Annotated in this window: 16 protein-coding genes; 4 read left to right on the forward strand and 12 right to left on the reverse strand. The window is 42.5% G+C overall.

Annotated features, from left to right (window positions below; genetic code table 11):
- Positions 1-59 precede the first annotated feature (59 nt).
- The 4 genes from HUZ36_RS09420 to HUZ36_RS09435 form a co-directional block, all read right to left on the reverse strand.
- A complete protein-coding gene (locus HUZ36_RS09420) occupies positions 60-623 on the reverse strand; it encodes a lipid-binding SYLF domain-containing protein (protein WP_176032738.1) in 564 nt (187 codons plus the stop codon).
- Positions 624-733: 110 nt separating this feature from the next.
- Positions 734-1,843 carry an aminotransferase class I/II-fold pyridoxal phosphate-dependent enzyme gene (locus tag HUZ36_RS09425; RefSeq protein ID WP_176032683.1) on the reverse strand — a complete coding sequence of 370 codons (1,110 nt, stop codon included), beginning with the start codon at positions 1,841-1,843 and terminating at the stop codon, positions 734-736.
- Between the two features lie 118 nt (positions 1,844-1,961).
- A complete protein-coding gene (gene ovoA / locus HUZ36_RS09430) occupies positions 1,962-4,067 on the reverse strand; it encodes a 5-histidylcysteine sulfoxide synthase (RefSeq protein WP_147390549.1) in 2,106 nt (701 codons plus the stop codon).
- A gap of 397 nt (positions 4,068-4,464) precedes the next feature.
- Complete coding sequence (locus HUZ36_RS09435; RefSeq protein WP_128732004.1) at positions 4,465-5,310, reverse strand: DUF417 family protein; 846 nt, start codon at positions 5,308-5,310, stop codon at positions 4,465-4,467.
- Positions 5,311-5,516: 206 nt separating this feature from the next.
- Here HUZ36_RS09435 and HUZ36_RS09440 point away from each other — a divergent pair, with 206 nt between their 5' ends.
- Entirely contained in the window at positions 5,517-6,164 is a 648-nt protein-coding gene (locus HUZ36_RS09440; protein ID WP_147390550.1) for a tRNA (adenine(22)-N(1))-methyltransferase TrmK, read from the forward strand.
- Here the strand turns inward: HUZ36_RS09440 and HUZ36_RS09445 are convergent.
- From HUZ36_RS09445 to HUZ36_RS09460, 4 genes are all read right to left on the reverse strand, one after another.
- A complete protein-coding gene (locus HUZ36_RS09445; protein ID WP_176032739.1) occupies positions 6,154-6,747 on the reverse strand; it encodes a DUF998 domain-containing protein in 594 nt (197 codons plus the stop codon). The genes HUZ36_RS09440 and HUZ36_RS09445 overlap by 11 nt on opposite strands.
- Positions 6,748-6,829: 82 nt before the next feature.
- Positions 6,830-7,594 (reverse strand): substrate-binding periplasmic protein, encoded by a 765-nt coding sequence (locus HUZ36_RS09450; protein ID WP_217704645.1) that lies wholly within the window; start codon positions 7,592-7,594, stop codon positions 6,830-6,832.
- Between the two features lie 141 nt (positions 7,595-7,735).
- A complete protein-coding gene (locus HUZ36_RS09455; RefSeq protein ID WP_176032684.1) occupies positions 7,736-8,320 on the reverse strand; it encodes a nucleoside deaminase in 585 nt (194 codons plus the stop codon).
- A 50-nt stretch (positions 8,321-8,370) separates the two neighbouring features.
- Positions 8,371-9,753 (reverse strand): aminotransferase-like domain-containing protein, encoded by a 1,383-nt coding sequence (locus tag HUZ36_RS09460; RefSeq protein WP_125253070.1) that lies wholly within the window; start codon positions 9,751-9,753, stop codon positions 8,371-8,373.
- A gap of 94 nt (positions 9,754-9,847) precedes the next feature.
- On the opposite strand from HUZ36_RS09460, the gene HUZ36_RS09465 reads away from it, so the two are divergent.
- A complete protein-coding gene (locus tag HUZ36_RS09465; RefSeq protein WP_176032685.1) occupies positions 9,848-11,230 on the forward strand; it encodes a pyridoxal phosphate-dependent decarboxylase family protein in 1,383 nt (460 codons plus the stop codon).
- Positions 11,231-11,302: 72 nt separating this feature from the next.
- Here HUZ36_RS09465 and HUZ36_RS09470 read toward each other — a convergent pair whose 3' ends face one another.
- Entirely contained in the window at positions 11,303-12,130 is an 828-nt protein-coding gene (locus HUZ36_RS09470) for a hypothetical protein (protein ID WP_176032686.1), read from the reverse strand.
- A 15-nt stretch (positions 12,131-12,145) separates the two neighbouring features.
- The gene (locus tag HUZ36_RS09475) at positions 12,146-12,967 is read right to left on the reverse strand and encodes a hypothetical protein (protein ID WP_176032687.1); all 822 of its coding nucleotides are present in this window, start codon (positions 12,965-12,967) and stop codon (positions 12,146-12,148) included.
- A 639-nt stretch (positions 12,968-13,606) separates the two neighbouring features.
- Between HUZ36_RS09475 and HUZ36_RS09480 the strand changes: the two genes are divergently transcribed.
- On the forward strand, positions 13,607-14,680 hold the full coding sequence (locus tag HUZ36_RS09480) for an SGNH/GDSL hydrolase family protein (protein ID WP_176032688.1): 1,074 nt from the start codon (positions 13,607-13,609) through the stop codon (positions 14,678-14,680).
- 634 nt (positions 14,681-15,314) lie between these two features.
- The gene (locus tag HUZ36_RS09485) at positions 15,315-16,097 is read left to right on the forward strand and encodes a hypothetical protein (protein ID WP_254879529.1); all 783 of its coding nucleotides are present in this window, start codon (positions 15,315-15,317) and stop codon (positions 16,095-16,097) included.
- 255 nt (positions 16,098-16,352) lie between these two features.
- Here the strand turns inward: HUZ36_RS09485 and HUZ36_RS09490 are convergent, their stop codons facing one another.
- Both HUZ36_RS09490 and HUZ36_RS09495 read right to left on the reverse strand, forming a co-directional pair.
- Positions 16,353-17,696: a DUF2254 domain-containing protein gene (locus HUZ36_RS09490; protein ID WP_176032689.1), complete on the reverse strand. Its 1,344-nt coding sequence runs from the start codon at positions 17,694-17,696 to the stop codon at positions 16,353-16,355.
- A 492-nt stretch (positions 17,697-18,188) separates the two neighbouring features.
- On the reverse strand, positions 18,189-18,551 hold the full coding sequence (locus tag HUZ36_RS09495; protein WP_176032690.1) for a GFA family protein: 363 nt from the start codon (positions 18,549-18,551) through the stop codon (positions 18,189-18,191).
- Positions 18,552-18,763: the final 212 nt, after the last annotated feature.

Raw genomic sequence — 18,763 nt, forward strand, 5'->3', positions numbered from 1 at the left:
CGTCCTGTTAGCGTCAGATTTACTCCTTCAAAGCGAGCAAGTATTAAGTCTAATTGGTATTAGTTCAGTTCCTTATCTTTCCAGAACTTGGTACCTTTTACTGTTGCTTGTAAGGCCAAGCCGCTTTGTGTAAAGGTATACACAGTGACATCGCCATAATACGCCTCGCCTTCTACCGAACGCCCCTTGTTAGCAGCTTTTGCCGCAGCATCTGCGTTGCCACCAAAGGTCCACCCAGAAGTCACAAACTTATCCATTGCCGCTTTGCTATGAAAAACCATGACTATACGATAGTCCTTAACGCCCACTCCGAGACCTACGCCCCCTTCGGCCATGTTCATATAAGTATTTTGTCCAGCAGTGTTATCATGTACAACACCATAACCCGTTCCAGCTGATACAAATAACAAATTGACATTGGCATTGGAAAAAACCGCGTATCCCGGTGCTGCAGCTATCTGGGCGCGTGTATCTGGCTTTTTACTGTAGAGTTGAGTCAGTACTTCATTTTTCATATCCAAGATTGCGCGTTGCTTTTGTGCTGTGTCACCATCTCCCATAGACGCACAGGCACTGAGCATCATAGCAAAGCAGCCCATCATCACAGATTTAACGTTGATCATCATTTTTTCCTTCCAGTAGTATTTTTCGTTCTACCTTCTATCATAGTCAATCAGTTTGAATGCGGGATTAATACTATATTGTCTGGATAGCTTGTGATGATGAGCAAGTATTATTGTAGGTATGACTCGAGGCGAGTTAATCCCTCAATAAAGCTTTGCTTGCCGGTGCCTAAACGAAAATGACATTCACAGTTCATCACAAATAAGTTTGCAGGCAGCAGTAGCGTGCTTGTCGCTTCTGCAAATTGCCGAGACCAGCTCTTAGCATCTTTAACTGAGTGAATTTGTAGTAACGAGAGCACACCACCTTGGGGAGCTACCCAGCTCACTTTGTGCGAATGTTGACGAACAAATTCACACATTGCCGCTTCGTTGCGAGCCATTATTTTGGCATTTTCTTTTAAGATAATGTCGCTATGATTTAATGCGGTTGAAGCCAGCATATCGTCTACTTGACTGCCACAAATGCTCAAGTAGCTTTTACCTGCCAACAGGAGATCGGCAAGCGCTTTGTTACCACATATTGCCCAACCAACCCGAACTCCTGGTAACCCTAAGCTTTTAGATAACACACCCAAAGTAATTGACTTTGCGTAATCAGCGAAGCGACCGCTTGCAATACGTGCATCATCTGCACGTTGTGCTGATACCTCATCACTTAAGATATAAGCATCAAAGTGCTGTGCAAGCCTTTTAATTTCCTCCACATCCTTATCAGACAAGGTAGCGCCAGTGGGGTTATGGGGCGCATTGATGATAATCAATTTGGTTTTAGCGTTTGCCTCACGCTTAAGTCGCTCGATATCAAATTGCCACTGGTTATTAGCTTGTAAAGGGATGGATTTAACTACGGCGTCAAATTGAGTGGGTAATTTTGCCAGTGATGGATAACTTGGCGTAAAGACCAATACTTCATCTTGCGGACTTAGCAGTTGCGCCATCACCGTAAAGATAGCCTCCTGCGCGCCACTAAATGTGACTATCTGCTCTTGGCTTAACACTACCTGTGGTTGCAAATGATAGGCTTTAATCGCAGCCCGCAGCATGTCGCTGCCCGCCATTGGGCTATAACTAAGCTCACGCTCAAACCAAGCTTCACCTGCCAATTCAACAAGCGTGTTAAGTGCCACGCCTTGGGCACAAGAATCGCTTAAATTAATATCAACAGGCGCTGTAAGACTTTGACCAAACTTGATGTGATCGGGTAATACTAGTTCCATTATTCAACCTAATAAGTAACATACCAGCACAGCGGCTGGTATGTTTTATTGACGTACTTTGCCATTTAAGCTCGGCACTAGACAGCGAATGGCAGACTCAAAGCCAGCCTAGCGCTAATTATTTCAGTCGCCATAACGTCAGCTGGCAACGCTCTAGCTCCACTTTGCGAGCATTTTTAGCAAAGGCAGACATGACTTCATCTTGCGCAACTAACTCAAAATCTCGGCCTAGCAAAATCTCTAAGCCATCACGCCCTGTGACATTTTCGCCACTCACCTTATAACCGCCAAGCCAATTTTCTGATTCAGTCAACGATTTGTCCCACTGATAGGCTGAGCTGATAGCCAAAATACCACCTGAATTTAAACGCGATTTAATTTGATTTAAAAAGGTTTTAGGTGAGTATAAGTATTCCACTAAGCGATGACACAAAATCAAATCATAATCTGCAAATTGTGGCTTAAGGTTGTGGCCATCTCCCTGACAAAAATGAATACGCTCGCTCAGTTCGTTAAAGCCTAGCTGCTTTGTAGACACCTCATGAAAGTCAACTATTTCACCCTCAATTTCTGTGGCAAAGCGCACTGGCGTCCCGTCTTTTAATGCTAACGCATGCTGGATATTACGAGCTGTGAAATCAATACCATCTACTTGACTAAAATATTGAGCAAGCTCAAAACTCGCACGACCAACAGAACACCCAAGATCAAGTGCTTTATTTGTTTGACCTTGATAGTGTTTCATTAAGTGCGACACAACGCTTTGCAACGGGTTGTCAAAATTCATAACCGGTTTACCGTAGTGGCTTAGTAAGTCATTGGCTACATCCACGTCCATTTCGCATAAGTTCACTTTTTGCACCGGTACGTCTGGACTGTCACTTTCAATGTATCTAAATCCTGCATGCTGGAAGAAGTGCCGTCTAAACGCATAGCGAGAATCACGAACCGCTTCGTTACCCGTTGAGATCCACGAACCACCTTTGATCAAATTGTGTTTACCGTCAAAAGTGGGAGTCGAAAAGTCATCATACAAAGGGTGCACTTTGAAACCGGTAAACGCATCAATCGGACTTTCAGTCCATTGCCAGACATTACCAATAATGTCGAATAAACCTGCCGTTTCAAAACGGTTAACTGGGCAACTTGAAGCACTCACTTCAAGGTTGATATTGCCAGGCGCTTCGCTCCATGTAGGCAGATCGGTATCTAACTTGTCACGAAGTACCTGCCACTCAGCTTCTGTTGGCAAACGTATATGAGCTTCGTTTTGAGCTGACTTCCAATTACAAAATGCTTTGGCTTCAAGATAATTTACCTCTACCGGCCAATTGAGCGGAAGCGGGATCTCTTGTGCCAAGTTACGCTGCCAATAGCTCCCTTCTTTTGAAAGCCAAAAACGTGGCATTGTTGATTTTGTTGACGCCAACCACTTTTTGCCCTCGTCAGTCCAAAACTCTGGGCTTTTGTAACCACCGGCTTCAACAAATGCTAAAAACTCTTGATTCGAAACCAAGTATTTACTGGCTTTGAAAGGCGCGACGTTAACGTCTTGTACGCCATATTCGTTGTCCCACCCGTACGTTTGGTTTGACTCAGGCTTGCCTAGGCGAATATCGGTTCCCGCCACAGGAACCAAAGCATTTTCCGGCGCATCGCCATGCTCGTCACACGCACTCCAACCGGGCTGGAGTGTTAAATCAGCTAGCGGTAACATGCGGATTATTACAGAAGAAGTTTCAAGGTGAATACGCTCATGTTCAATTCCCATTAAAATCACCCAAGCAAGGCTGTCTTGTGTGATAGGTAAACTGATATCCATTGAATCGATAAGTGTATTAATCAACGTATTAACCTGCTGCCGATAAGCTCTCACTTCATCAACACTTGGCCAATCATAGTTATTACTATCAAGGTCGTCCCAAGACATTTCATCTACACCAACAGCACAAGTAGACTCAATATGCGGATTAAGGCGCTGATTTATGTATTTTCCTAACATCAATTTATTGATGTAAAAACAAGCTGTGTGACCAAAATAAAAAATTAGTGGGTGCCTTAACCTTTCCGCTTTTACAAAGTACGCGTCGTCATTGTTGATATTGCTAAATAAGGATTCGTATTGTTGCCAGCTATTGTTGAAGTACGCCTTAATTTGTGCGCGCTTCTTCGCCACATCATCACCCGAAAGCCAGATCGGCTTTAATGTATTTGGTCTTTCCATAAAATAATCTTCTTTAAACTTGCTAACCAGGTACACACAATGTCGCTGCATGCAGCTCTTAATCTTTTACCGATAACCTCTCACCGCACAGTGTCGCTAATACATAGCACACCCATATAGTTTGGATTTTCGCTATGTTGTACGCCAGCTACACAGCACTCAGCGATGGTTAAGCTCGATGAATGAGGTCTATACGTACGTCCATGAAGCTTAGACCACACAAATAAACTTTTTATGACCTTAACTTATTCACATTTAATTTTCACTGCCGACGGGCTTATTTTTATAAAAAAATTAACACAACCGCACTTGTGCCCAACAGCTCCCCTAGAAAGTAAAAAAGTGGCCGTCTAAACCACTTCTTTACAACATCCAAACGATGAATCGCTGTCACACCTTACTGTTCATTTTGACGGTGATCGAAGGTGAGATAAGCAATAATGAGCATATTTGCAATAAACCACAGATCTTTGATCACAAACTGCCCAAGTCCCGTCAGTAAGCTCGTGTCACTCAATGCCCCCATCGCTGTAAATAGAAAGGTCTGTGTCATCACAAACACCGCGATACAACCAAGCCAAGCGACGATAAGCAGTGGCCGATAATTAAACCAAATACCAATTCCCAACAGTATCGCCATCAAGAGGTCGTATATACCGATTACATTTGAAGCTTCTTGAACGGTAAATAACTCATACATCCAAGACATAAAAGGTGAAGTTTCAACTAAGGGAACAATGGCTTTGGCTTCAAGCTCAAGGAACTTCATTCCACCAATCCAAAATAATACCAAAGCGACTGGGAAATAGTTCCACCAAATTAACGTCTTTTTACTCAGCTGATGGCGACAATAAAGAAAAAGAGCAATAGGTAAGAGAGCAAAATATTTTATGACTCCCTGCCCTGAGCCAATAACTGGGAACCCACCATGTGCAGCTATCCAACGATTATCAGCAAACAAAGTGACTAAAGTGAACAAGCACACAACTGCTATCGCGGCCAGTGGCAGAGGCGCTGCGATGCTCTTGCTTTGGTGCAACACCACAAAACCACTAGTTACCATTAATACAACGCCAGATAACATCCCTAGGTTAGATATAGGCATGACATCGGTGAGACCATAAAAATCAAATGCACTCGATACCGAATTGGCACCAGCACCAAATAAAAATGAAATACCAAGCAACACTAAGCTCACCACCAATAAGCTTGCAACGGAATAATCAACTGTTTTGGAATACATATCCAACCTCTTCATCTGCTATTGCATACTAGACCTTAGATATGAAAAAGTTCATTCACTTTTTTATATAGATGATGGCTATACCGCGCTTGAATTGAGCTGTGCACCGATATAAATCAAAAGGTTCTTACTCAAAGTCGAACACTTTATTAAGCAAGTCGGTATAATACTGAACATCATTATTCTCGCAATGAATAGGTACGCATTTGAAGTTAGGAAAACGTTTACAAGCTCTGCACGATATTGTCGATAAAGACTATCAACATATTTGGGATTGCTGCTGCGACCATGGTCAATTAGGTGCACAGTTTTTGCTCTCGAGTGAAGCACATATCCACTTCGTAGATGTAGTGCCTGAACTCATTGACAAAGTAAAAAGCAACTTACAGCGTTTTTTTGACACTCAAGTCTCACGCTATAGCCTATACGCTCTCGATGTTGCCAAGCTACCACTCGCCCAACATCACGGTAGGCAATTGGTTATTATCGCAGGCGTTGGTGGCGATTTAACGGCTAACTTGATGCGGGATATTTGTGCCAATTACGATAATCATGTTGATTTTTTACTCTGTCCAGTGCACCACCAATATACACTGAGAAACACGCTACAAACCCTAAACTTAAATGTGGTAGAAGAGCGCCTTGTGGAAGAGAATAACCGGATCTACGAAGTGCTTTACCTGAGCACGTATAAAACGGGCAGCATGATTACTACTCTAGGTGATGCAATTTGGCAGCAAGGGGAACTATCAGCACGCTATTTAGCAAAAGTCCAAACTCACTATACCCGCGTCGCAAAAGGTAAACCTGAAGCGCAGGCTGTTTTAGCGGCGTACCAGAAAGTTAAAATATAACGGCTAACGCACTTAACCACACTAATTGAGCACCGTAACTGAGGCGCTGATACAAGCCTACGCCGCGCTTTAGCTTGTAGGCCTTTGCCAACTTGAAGCTAAAACCAATGCACATCAGTACACACGCCGTAGAAAACCACGCAAAGCCTTTTTCAAGCGGGGTTACAAACCACACCAACAATGGTGCAATAAGTAAACTTAGCAACATGACAACCCCAGCCCATGAATGAATATTACATGCCTGACTTGGAGTTGTTGTATATGGATCAGCGTCCATCGGAACCCCCCCCGCTACCGCTGTTGCTATACCGTGGCACATAATTAATACGCCGATGCTGTCAAGTGCCCAATTGCCCTGTGGATGTGAGATCACATAAAAACCAAAACCGCAAAATATCAAAGCTAGTGGATAATTATTAACTCTTGGTGATAAGTCCTGTGTTGGACTACCACAGGCCCCTAGTTCACTACAAAATTGATTAACATGACTATAATCAGGGTAACGCTTGGCAGCTAGGTATACACCAGCAAAAAACCATACGCTTGCTACCACACCTAAGTAGCTCATCCATTCTTGATACACTTTATCTATCCCTGCAACATAACATCTCGCGTCATCCATTCTATACTAAGTGTAAGAACAAACAATCTTCTTATATTTAAGATTAATGCGAATTTACTGAACGTATTTTCCACTTTTCAAGGATAGCCTGCTGTTGGCCATTTTGACGAAGCTCTGCCAACGAGTCTTGCAAACGTTTTGCTAAGTCATCTGGAAACTTTGCATTTACAGCAAGCGCCAGCTCACTTGGAAACTGCGCTAAGATAAGCTTATGCTCAATCGCTGAAGGATCCAACTCTAAGGCGCTCAGCTCTTTTTCTAACGTTAGGGTATTCGTTAAGACAAAATCAATTCGCCCTTTAAACAAAAGGTTCCACAGGCTTTCATAATTCGATACTAGTACTAATTCATACCCTTCAGTAAAACCATGTTGTTTAAGAAATGTCTCGCTATAATAGCCCCGAATTGTGCCAGTTCGGTAGCGTTTCGCGGCATTCAGGTTTTGGATAAGTGTTGGTGACTTTTTTAGTCCTATGAGCGAGGCAGACGCATGGCACATAGTCCCCAAAAATCTAAAGTGCATCTCACGAGTGGGGGTTTTTAACCAAGATAGCAGCGCTACATTTGACTGACTTTCAAATTGATGACGCACTCTAGCCATCGGCATTATTTCTATTTCAGCAACTAAATTCGCCTGTGCTGCAAGTGCTTGAGCAAGGACAACTAAACCACCATCCGCTTTACCTTCAGCGTTAATAAAATGATAAGGAGGCAAATCTTCCGCCACAAAACGAACCACAGCGCGATTCTGTGCTATACATTGAGCCGAAACAAACAGCGCGATAAGCAATAATGCGACCCGAGTCATTTTATCTCTATAAGCTGAATAATCATATCATCAGTGTGCCTGTATTCACCTTATAATTCAATTTAGAGTGAACCCTAACATTGCTCATCCAACCAGCATAAAGCATAACCCCCTCACACTGCCGCTTTTTAACATCAGCGACTACTCACAACTTGCGCTTTTTACTGCGGCCACTCCTTGCCAATCTTCTAGATCTTGATTTGGCTTTTCGGCACGAAACCGCCCATACAGTTCAATCCCCTGCTGATCTTCGAGAATATCCACCTGCACGCCTTTACTTTCTAATAATGGCTCATTGCCTGATGCGTTGGTAATATCTCCAACTACTACACGTTGGAAGCCACGCATATAGAGTAAAGTAGCACACACATCACAAGGACTGAGGCTGGTAAACAAGGTTGTTTTGCTAAAGTCCATACGGCCTGCATCTCTAATCGCTGAGGTTTCACCATGATTGTAGGGGTGGCTCTCTTGCACCAAGGTGTTGTGTCCTTTACCAACAATTTGATTCGTATTATTGTCAACAATCACAGCGCCAATTGGACATCCCCCCTCATCATAGCTTTTTTGTGCGAGTAACACGGCTATACGCATAAAATCACTATCTTCAAACTTACGAGCCAACTCATCATTGATTAATACCCCAAGACTTTGAGTTGGCATATGTGCAATTGCGTTAAGTACTGCTTGCGTGATAGTTGAGTTCGCATTAAGTAATGATGTCACCTGTATTTTTTCCTTGTAATTTTAGCCATATCCTAACGCGGTAATTTGGCTCAATTATGGAGGACATAGTCACATAACTTATCTAACCAGGGTCTTACCTGCGCCAGTGGCCAACCACAATTTATACGAAGATGATCTTGGTATAAATCTCGACTAGTAAAAGCGCTACCAGGGCGTATTTCCACACCGAGTGTTGCCATATATACGACCAGTTGCTCACAATCAATATTAGGCAATTTTAACCAAAGCGCCATTCCGCCTCGTGGCGATGAAATTTTGCACGTACTCGGTAAATGTAACTTCAGATAGTCTCGATACGCGTGGCATTGTGATGCAAGCACTCGATTTAGCTCTCGCAGGTGACGCTGATAATGTCCGGTTTCAATAAAACGTGACACCGCTAATTGTAAGCAAGGATTCGGGATCCCATGGAATGCTTGTAACACTCTACTTACTTGATTTTTGTAACGCCCAGCTTCACACCACCCTACCTGCAAACCCGGTGCTAAAGTTTTCGATACCGAGCTGCACCAGATCACATAGCCGTCTTTGTCCCACGCTTTGATGGGCAATGGCATTGTATGGTTGTGACTAAGCTCACCAAACACGTCATCTTCTATAATGACAAGCTGATTGTCACTGGCAAACTGTGCCAACCATTTCTTCTGTGTAATAGATAGATTATGCCCAGTTGGGTTTTGATGATTTGCAGTGATCAAGCACGCAGAGACAGGCAGCTCCTTCACCACACGCTCAAGCTCTGCTAGATCTAGTCCCTCAGGGGTCGACGGAATTTCAATCACGTTGAGTCCCAACGCACCGAGTAATTGCAACAAACCTTGATAGCAAGGAGATGATACCACCACACAATCCCCCGCCACCGTTACCGCTTTGAGCGCAGCCATGACAGCTTGAATACAACCACTGGTCACGACAAGTTGTTCTGATTTTATTGCCAGGCCTTTTTGCTTAAAGTGGTTTTCTATACTGTCTTTTAATGCCGTAAGCCCTTTTGCATTTGGGTAATGAAAGTGGTGAAGTTGCGGTGAGTCAAAAGCCTGTTTCACGAATTTGGTGAGCCGCTGAGTTGGCATAAATTCCGGAGTTACCTGTGCGGTAGACAGCATCGTATTTAGGGTGAGAGAAGCACTGTCATCTATACGTTTGGGCGGCTTGATTTCACTATTAAATTGAGCAAAATCAATATGATTATTTGTGTAACTCGGTTTGCATATATAGAACCCAGACTTGGCCTGCGCGACCAAAAAACCTTTATCCTGTAACTCTTCATACGTTCGTATGGCGGTACTCATACTCACCTTATGTTGACTTGCAAACGTGCGAAGTGACGTCATTTTTTCTCCCTGCTGACGCACACCATTGTTGATGTCAGTAATCACCTGCTCACTCAAAGCGATAAACTTTCTCGCCATCTGTACCCCTTAGCTTTCACCTTTTTGTATCTGTACCTTATTTTTGCGTAAGTTACACTGAAATTCCAGTAACCGTTTCACACAAGGAACACACATGAAAGCAGCACCAAACGCATGGCATGAATTGCCGCAGTTACTCTCTGCATTTTCTGAACTCGCCACTGCATTTATTGAATCAAGTAAAAATCGCCCCGTCGTAGGACAAAATATTGCGCCGCCTGAGCTCTGCCTGAGTGACTCCGGCATGACAATTGAACAACTTGTTAAACAATTTAGTGAGCACATAGTCCCGAACCTAAGTGTCAGTACAGGACCGCGATATTGGGGATTTGTTACAGGTGGAGCAACCCCAATTGCCACTTTTGCCGATTGGTTGGTCTCGACCTATGACCAAAATGTGTCTAAAGGTGATGGCTCAATTGCAACGAATATTGAAAGGCAAACCATTCGCTGGTTAACCGAGTTATTTGAGCTACCCTCAAGTTTTGATGGCCTTTTTACCACAGGAGCAACTGCTGCCAATTATTTAGGGGCGGTTGTCGCTAGGCAATTTGCAGGCCACCAGCAAGGTATTAATGTCGCAGAAGATGGTGTGTTTGGTTTAGATGTTGCCGTCTTTTGCGCAACTCCACATGCCAGCATGTTGAAAGCGTTAGGCCTTGCAGGACTAGGGCGCAATCAACTTATTCGTATAAAAACCCAGCCAAATAATGAAGCCACCGACATCCGCGCACTAGAATTAGCATTAGACAACAGTCAAGCTAAAAGCAAGATTGTGATCGCCAGTGCCGCTACCGTGACAGGTACGGATTTTGATGACTTAATACAAATCCGCGCCTTATGCGACAAACATCAAGCTTGGCTACACGTCGATGCCGCCTTTGGTATTTTTGAGCGAATTATCAATGGCGCAAATGGACGCACTAAAGGGATTGAGCTGGCAGACAGCATTACCCTTGATGCCCATAAGTGGCTCAATGTCCCATACGACTGCGGTGTGTTTTTAACTCGCCATCTTGACTATTTAGTTGCCAGCTGTGACGTGCCAGCACCTTATTTAATCACCTCAAAGTGTGAGCCTGATTTCTTTTCAATGGGAGTCGAGAACTCGCGTCGCTTTAGAGCGCTGCCGGTGTGGATGTCGTTGCTTGCTTACGGTAAACAGGGCATTCGCCAATGGGTGGGTAAGAATATCGACCAAGCCCAGCAACTTGCTGACTGGTTTGTACGCTCACCTGACTATGAATTGGTGTACTACGGCAAGCTCAACGTGGTGTTATTCAAACCTAAAGGTCAAGACGATAGCGCCACCAAACGATTACTCCAAGCAATTAACGCAGATGGCCGCATTTTTGTCAGCCCGGGTAGCTGGCAAGGGCAAAAGGTGATCCGCGCAGCCTTGAGCAATTGGCAAACTGAGCAAGTTGATTTAGATATAGCAAAAAGCGCCTTAACTGAGATAATCAAAGCACTTTAATACCTATTTGCTCGGGTTATTTAACCTGAAGCTTGGATAAGGAATGGGCTAACTCTCGTTTTTTTGCTCAGATTATTTAGAGATGCTCTTTGCTAATGTGCGGCTATACTCTTCAAAATCAGCGTTGGCTAGATCTCCAAGCCCTGCCACACCGTGAGCAATAAACTGAGGTGGGACAAACAAGTAAGTACGTTTTTTAAATTTCCAGTGGCGTACAATGTGCTTTGCTTGATGCCTTGTTTCATCTAGCCCAACCAATGAAAACAAATCCTGCCAGTCACTTTGCGTGTCAGAGGGTGTGTCTGCAACACTTTGTGGCTCAATGCTCAACAAAATAGCCGACGTTTGCGGCACCCCCATTAATAATTCACCGATAAAAAAAATGCTGCCGCTGCGGCATAATTTTTTCTGCTCTTCAGACATGGAAGATTGCTCTGCCGCCCTTGCGCTTTGGTACTGCATGCCATTAAACATCGACTTCGCAAAGGGTAATTGTTTTTCAGAAAACTCTCGATTCAAAATATGCTGGAACAAAGCTTTACCAAGAGAGTTTCCCACACCATCATGGCTGAAGGTTCCTTCTTCCACGTTTGTCTCTATAAATAAACCGGATCCGGCCAAGATATTTTTTACCGCTTGATAGTTAAATATCGAAAATGGTTTCCCAGTCACTGGATTTATAGTTGATGTGACCGCCTTTGTCATGGCTGCAAAAAACACACTAATATCAACAAACGCACTCTTTAAGTCGACGTCAAAGCTTTGAATGCTATCTGCCGTTGCGCACAACATAATGTTACCCGTTTCATTAAACACATAATGTTTAGTGATTGGCGTGTAAATTGGTTGCTGTGTTACCTGTTTCGGCGGCGCTGTTTTACTAAACCATTTTGAGAACATTGCTTTCTCCCAAAATTAGTTGTCCTTTTTAGCCGCGTTGTCCACAGGAGTGCTTTTTGAAGGCGGCGCAATCACGCTACGCATAGACTCAATCAGATTATTAAATTCAGGATCTGACATTGCCTCATTCAACGACGCCGCCTGTTTCACAAAAGCGGGGGGCACAAATAAATAGACTGACTTGCAGAGCGTCAATCGTATTTCTGTATGACCGCCTTTTAAACAGGGACCCGCTTGCCAAATAGATTTAACATCACTTGCATCCGCAGAGATAATAATTGGTGAGATAGAAATAGCGCCAAGCAAATATTCACACACAAAAATAATGGTGCCGACCTTTTTGTCCTGACTATCTGAGTTTGCACTAATACTGACCGAGGCCTGCCCCATACCCGCTATCATATCCATCAACGACTTACCGATAGAGGCAAGGTTACCACTGAGCCCCAATAAGGTTTGGATAAGTTGACCCGATAAAGTTACACCGCTTTGCTTGCTTTCAAACTCGATATTGCTCTCTGTCACTTTGACAAACAGCCCCGAGCTTGACACCAATTTATTCAGCGCATCATAGTCATATAAGCTAGTTCCTGCCTGCGCCATGGCTTTAGTGAGCGCGGCAAAAAACACACTCACCTCGCCAAAGGCACTTTCAGCCTCTTGTGGCAACACACTGCCACCTGCTGTGCTATTGAGCGTGCTTGCGATAAATAAATTACCGGTAGCATTGACGGCAAACTGCTTGGTAGCAGGTACTTCATTGGTATTTGTTGTGGTTAAGGCTGCCGCTCTTATTTGTGCATTACTTAGTACAGTACCGGGTTGCGAATTTGGCATAATCGTTCCTTAGAGCATGATTTGGCTGATGTTATTTTTATATTGTGTTTGAGAGCAGTCAGCTTTGTCAAAAAGCTGACAACATCAATAGGTCTTAGTGTAGCTGTATTTGAAGCGCTATGATATTTTTAATATTACTTATCACTCGTGCAATTTTGTAGCGTTACATGACCGTTAACGCGCGTCAATATTGGTAGCAAAAATACGTCCAAACGCGCCATGCACCACTATCAGGCAAAAGATCAACATACTTAAGTTGAGCGCCAAAAACCAAATGCCAACTAATAATACAGGGTGGATAAAATGATAAACCACCACGCTGCTCGACCCAGCTGATAAAAGCTATTACTGCTATTTTTTGTACACCCAGTAAAACGACTTTCCAATGGAAAAGTGTCCAAGCCAATGATGTGACAATCAACAGTGTCACTAATACATTGAGTAATATTCCCCCTAACGTCCTAAACTCCTTATCGGATCTGCGTCAATACAAGCTAACCTGCAACAACAGATGGATTTATACCATATTTCAGGTACAAAAAAGCAAGCTCAGTTGAATAAAATTCAACCTCTTCACCACTCAAAAATAAACACAAAGCAGTTACAGTAATAGGCGAATAATTTCACAAGGAATACAACATGTTTAAAACCTTAATGACTGTCGCTGCGATTGCATCCCTAAATCTCGCAGTTGCCTCATCGCTCAGCGCAACACACCACGCTATTCACTATGAAGGGCGTGTTAATAAAAACTATGAAAATGGGCATGTCAGTTTTAACTGGCCAGGCACACAGCTTCACACAAAGTTGACCGGCCGGGCTTTTCATATTGCACTAAAGGGTTTCGGCGACCAATTTGACGTATTGATCAATGGAGAGTTCTCGAAAAAATTACTGACGGATCCCAGTGGCGCTACTCAAACTTTTACGCTTTTTGAAAGTACTACAGAAGAAACCGTTATCATTAAGTTGGTCAAACGCTGGGAAAACTATTCAAATAATGCACAAATCGTGAGTGTCGACGTAGAAGGAAGATTAACACCAATACAAACGGCTAAGCCTCACATTTTGTTTATTGGCGATTCAATTAGCGCTGGATTTGGTAGTGAATCTACCCAAAGGCAATGTGAATGGAGTGAAATTGTCGACTTAAGTAATGCGCGCCACGCATTTCCCTATATAAGTGCTCAGCAGTTGAATGCAAGTTTCACCCAAGTTTCATATTCTGGCCTAGGTTTGATCCGAAATTGGGGAGGCAACCAGCCTCATCATACGCTGACACACTACTATGATAAAATGTCTGCTGTATTTACTGACAACAGCAGCTTTGAAGATAAATTTCCTCAACTCATTGTAATTGAAGTGGGTACTAATGACTTTAGTACCGATCCAACCCCTAACGAGCCATGGGAGAATATCTCAGAGGTTAAAACACAATGGGTCGACACTATGGTTGCATTTACTAAACAGTTACGAGCCCGCTACCCTGCTGTGCCCATTATTTATATGCCACGCCCTGCCTACCCGTATAACTTTATTATTCCCGCAACGAATGAGGCAATAGCAAGACTCAAGCAGCAAAATATGTCTATGTTGTTTAGTCACGTCTTTGATACCCCTTTAGAGGGTTGTATTTGGCATCCAACCGCCACAGAGCATCAAAACATAGCTGATGACCTTACCACCTTTATTAAACAAATGCGGTTAATGTAGTTAAAAAGGTACTGTTCATTTGGTTAATACTGAATGTTTAGCGACAAAATCAGGGGATACTAATCAAGGTGTATTTCAACTGATTGTTGACGTTGCACCGAAACACTAGGGGCAGTGACGTGTACTTGCCCCTTTGCACAACCGCAGTATATTTTATAGATTTGTTTGTACTCGACAAAGTCATGTTGGTGGTGCAGCTTTATGGTATGTACGTTTGTCGTTGTTGTCTCAACAATAACTTTTCGGTATCAAACGTTGCTATACAAAGTACAGCAATTTACCAGCGACTCCTATACGAAAATAATGGGGGTCAACGGTCAGACTATCTACTTCTAGTATTATTTAAAAATAGTAACTTCAATGACAGCGGCAAGGCTTTGATTTTCAAGATATCCATAAAAATGACTTATCGCACCACTTATATCTTTTATGGTTCGAGATAAAGGCAGGAAAGTTGCAAGCCTCTACTAACTCTGCTTCAATTTTTTCTGCAATTGGAACATATTAAAAATTCGCCCGCCATCACAGAAGCGTGATTCTTTAGCTTTTGGACTATACCTATCGCTTTCCTACACATGTACCAGTTGATGGTCTAGAAACTGTCAATTTATTGTCCTCAACACAACGCGATAATATGAAAAGTTTCCAAGTTTCATGGAAATACGATATAAATGGCGTAAAAGTATTGCTTTTATTAACATCAAGGAGGTGCCAAATGTCATTAGCCAAGCACACACTAGACTTATCACTGACGGATAAAGTGTGGTTCAAATACGTTTCATTAAAAAACAAAAACGAATTGACTGATAAGTCTGAAGTGTCGCTCAATTCTATAGCTGCTCTGGGTATGCTAAGTGGTCGCGCTGAGTTTTTATTTGCCTTACTAGTCTTTGCCTTAGCTATCACAGCGTCGGTTGTTGATGGAGCATACCCACGCTATATTGCTTTTCCAGCATGTTTATTCACATTTTTAATTATCTTCTTTACCAAAAGAGTCATGCTGTATAAAAAGTTCGGGTTTGGCTCTCAATGGGTTATGGATGTATCAAAAGAACAGTTAACTATCTCATCTCAAGCAATTAAAGGAAGGGTAAGTGGCACGCAAAAAATTGCCAAAGAAAACATTAGCGAGGTTGTTTTTCACTATTTATTGTTAAAGGACAAAAAAAGCGGGAAACTTAAAACTACTGCCAATTTATGCTTTGCTGAAATCTTATTAAAAGATGGAACAAAAGTGGAGCTCAATGGCACCAGAATCGGCTTTTTCGACTTACTCTACTTAATGGTATTTTTCGACTATCCCTTAGTTTATCGCAATACATCTGCAGGTGGCAGTTCAGATATCGCTATCATTTTATTACGATTACTCTCCCTTTCTGCTATCGCCGCAAGTCTTGCTAAGCTTGCGCTTAACTAACCTGATGTTTGGATCAAAGAATGTTCCAACTTATTGTTGCTAAAGCACAGCTTACCTTTTCCTTGTTTAGCCAGAGAATTTTAGGGAAAACACCGCATTCTGCTCTCGCTAAGATACTGACACCTTTTCGGCAAGGAGAGTTTATACACCAATAGCCCGCTATTGGAAGTGAATTAACGCAGTTAGCGCTAAAGCAGGCTGCTAGAAAGGCATTCATTATCTGCAGCTAAAGTTAACGAAACTGATTTGCGCTTGTTATTGTTTAAACTGGATAATAAGCGCTTCTCCCCTTGCGCCATCGATTTTCTTAATGGCTTCGAGCATTTCAACGATTCGTTGTCGATCAAATGGATTGGTAATAGTACCTCGGACATCATCGACGATGGCCTCTAAGTACTTGAATAAACTTTCAGTTGCTTGTCGATTGCCGCTAGAACGAAAAAGGATATTTTTAAATGCTTCCAATACATTGACCATAACGTAGCCGTCTGACTTCGCATAGTTTCTAATTGGAGTAAAGTTGTCATGCAGTAGCTCATCAAAAGACGCTTCATGAATATATAAAAGTGGTTCATGTTTAGCGTGTTTCAAGGAGTAATTAACATCATAAATATCTAAACGTTGGATAAGTAAAATACTCAGCATATCAATCGCCTTTACCGCCGTGCCAGGATCATTAATCCCAGGGCTCATAGCCTTCACTGCAATCTCTGAGATTTGTGTTAAACCATAGCGATAGTGGTCACTGATATATTCTTCAACATAAAAAATAAAGCAGCTAAGTAACGCATTACGTAATGCTTCCTGTGCACTGAGATCTTTATCGCACTTGAGAAATGGGTAACCTTTAACGGTAAAAAAACCCTGTTTCACTGCAATATATATTTTTAGCTCATGCTGCTCGCATAATTGACACAGTTTATCGCTGTGCACCCCCTTAAAGTATCCTTCCTCTGTACTAGGTAAATGATACCAGCCAGAAAAATCAGGAAATTGCTCAATAGGTTGCTCTTGCTGTTTGGTAACAATATGCCGCATTTCATTTTTGGTATTCTTAAATAAGTCATTGAGTACATTATCAACCTGAATAGCTCGGGATATTGAATGGATAAAAAACACAAAAAAGCCTAAAGAGAGCAGACCAAAAAGCAGTGAAAAGAGGACACCCAACGCGGGGATCCCGGTTTCACCATTGCCCATACCACGAATATTTATCAGCATGATAATGGCATAAATAATACTTCCGAGATAAAACCCCAGTACCAACTGATGAGACTTTCTGGTGATCAGACCGGGTAAAACTCTAGGTGACAACCCTGCGCTAGCATTGTTAAGCACAATCATCACCATAGAAAAGCTAAATACCGTCAACGAAATCATACTACCAACGAGTGTACTTAAAATTGTACGAGCATTTTCTTCACTGTCGACCAGTACAATTCCGATAAACGCCTTGAAGTCACGAATAGGAGCTGCATACTCGATAGCTGTAGTAATTAACGCAAAAATAAAGAAAGTAATAGCTAGTAAAGAGGGGTAAAAACCGATACTACTTACCAGTTCTCGATAATTTTCTGCCAACTTGCGAGGTGTGAACATGGCTATCCTTTACACTTTAAGGTTCCAATTAGCTTAACCCTGCCATCTATTTTGAGGCAAGAGAAGCTTATTTAGTGAACGGCCCTAAATGAAAAGTGCTTAACGTGATTAACGTCAAACCTATTCCCTCAATTTACATATCTATTAAGGACACTGGTATTACCTAGCCTAGCAAGGCTGATACAATAGGTTAAGTAAAATACCCTGAGCTGCGGATAATTAATGCCTTTCTAGCAGCCAGATTTAGGCCTGTGAACGCCAAAGAAAATCTGCCTAATCTTGGATTGACGAGCTGTCTGTATGACCCTCATAGAAACATCGCGAAAAAATCAGCTTGTCTTCCGATGAAGTTTGAGTTTAACTCAGGCTGCAAAGTTAGTTAACTAAAGTATCCATGTTCAACAGCGTAGCATCGGTAATATCGCACTCTGTTGTACCATTAGTTGAAGGTACGATGAGTACCTTCTTCGCTACCTTAACAGAGCACACCACTCAGTTATGCCAGGTATTGACACTGTAGGAATGGGATATAGGCTGAAGTGATTGACGACTGTTAGTATCAAATACACCTAATGCTAAAGCAATTACTGGCGCATCATCAATCGCACCTAATGTACTGCCACAGTTGGGGCAAAAAGCACGTGATGAGTATTGTGACGAACGCCAGATTTTTGGCATTCCACCTTCCCCATCCCAACTTACTTCATCGCGCGCGAATTCCACCCATGCAAGCGTTAACGCACCGCTATGCCGCTGGCACATTTTACAAGAACATGTATGAGGGTTATGTGGTACTCCTATTGCAATAAAGCGGATCTGCCCACATAAACATCCACCAACAAAACGTTCCGCCATCCTTTTATTACCTCCTTTTATAATTAGCGTAGCTTCTAATTTATGTTACACAATAAGTTAGCCTATCCATTATTGATCCTAAAAAAGGGTCAAGCAAAGCATAGATTTGCACACCTAACCAAACTTTTGTGCATATGAGCAAAGGATGACAAAAACTCTATAAATCTTTCGTTCGATCTTGAAAACATATTAGTTTTGTTAAAAGCCTCAAA

It is taken from the genome of Pseudoalteromonas sp. McH1-7 (assembly GCF_013366255.1).
GTDB lineage: Bacteria > Pseudomonadota > Gammaproteobacteria > Enterobacterales > Alteromonadaceae > Pseudoalteromonas > Pseudoalteromonas peptidolytica.

Bases quoted from the DNA above. Each gene is read 5' to 3' on its own strand.
- HUZ36_RS09420 (WP_176032738.1), bottom strand. From the start codon at position 623: ATGATCAACGTTAAATCTGTGATGATGGGCTGCTTTGCTATGATGCTC.
- HUZ36_RS09485 (WP_254879529.1), top strand. From the start codon at position 15,315: ATGAAAAGTTTCCAAGTTTCATGGAAATACGATATAAATGGCGTAAAA.
- HUZ36_RS09480 (WP_176032688.1), top strand. From the start codon at position 13,607: ATGTTTAAAACCTTAATGACTGTCGCTGCGATTGCATCCCTAAATCTC.
- HUZ36_RS09425 (WP_176032683.1), bottom strand. From the start codon at position 1,843: ATGGAACTAGTATTACCCGATCACATCAAGTTTGGTCAAAGTCTTACA.
- HUZ36_RS09465 (WP_176032685.1), top strand. From the start codon at position 9,848: ATGAAAGCAGCACCAAACGCATGGCATGAATTGCCGCAGTTACTCTCT.
- HUZ36_RS09490 (WP_176032689.1), bottom strand. From the start codon at position 17,696: ATGTTCACACCTCGCAAGTTGGCAGAAAATTATCGAGAACTGGTAAGT.
- HUZ36_RS09470 (WP_176032686.1), bottom strand. From the start codon at position 12,130: ATGTTCTCAAAATGGTTTAGTAAAACAGCGCCGCCGAAACAGGTAACA.
- ovoA (WP_147390549.1), bottom strand. From the start codon at position 4,067: ATGGAAAGACCAAATACATTAAAGCCGATCTGGCTTTCGGGTGATGAT.
- HUZ36_RS09495 (WP_176032690.1), bottom strand. From the start codon at position 18,551: ATGGCGGAACGTTTTGTTGGTGGATGTTTATGTGGGCAGATCCGCTTT.
- HUZ36_RS09450 (WP_217704645.1), bottom strand. From the start codon at position 7,594: ATGACTCGGGTCGCATTATTGCTTATCGCGCTGTTTGTTTCGGCTCAA.
- HUZ36_RS09435 (WP_128732004.1), bottom strand. From the start codon at position 5,310: ATGTATTCCAAAACAGTTGATTATTCCGTTGCAAGCTTATTGGTGGTG.
- HUZ36_RS09460 (WP_125253070.1), bottom strand. From the start codon at position 9,753: ATGGCGAGAAAGTTTATCGCTTTGAGTGAGCAGGTGATTACTGACATC.
- HUZ36_RS09475 (WP_176032687.1), bottom strand. From the start codon at position 12,967: ATGCCAAATTCGCAACCCGGTACTGTACTAAGTAATGCACAAATAAGA.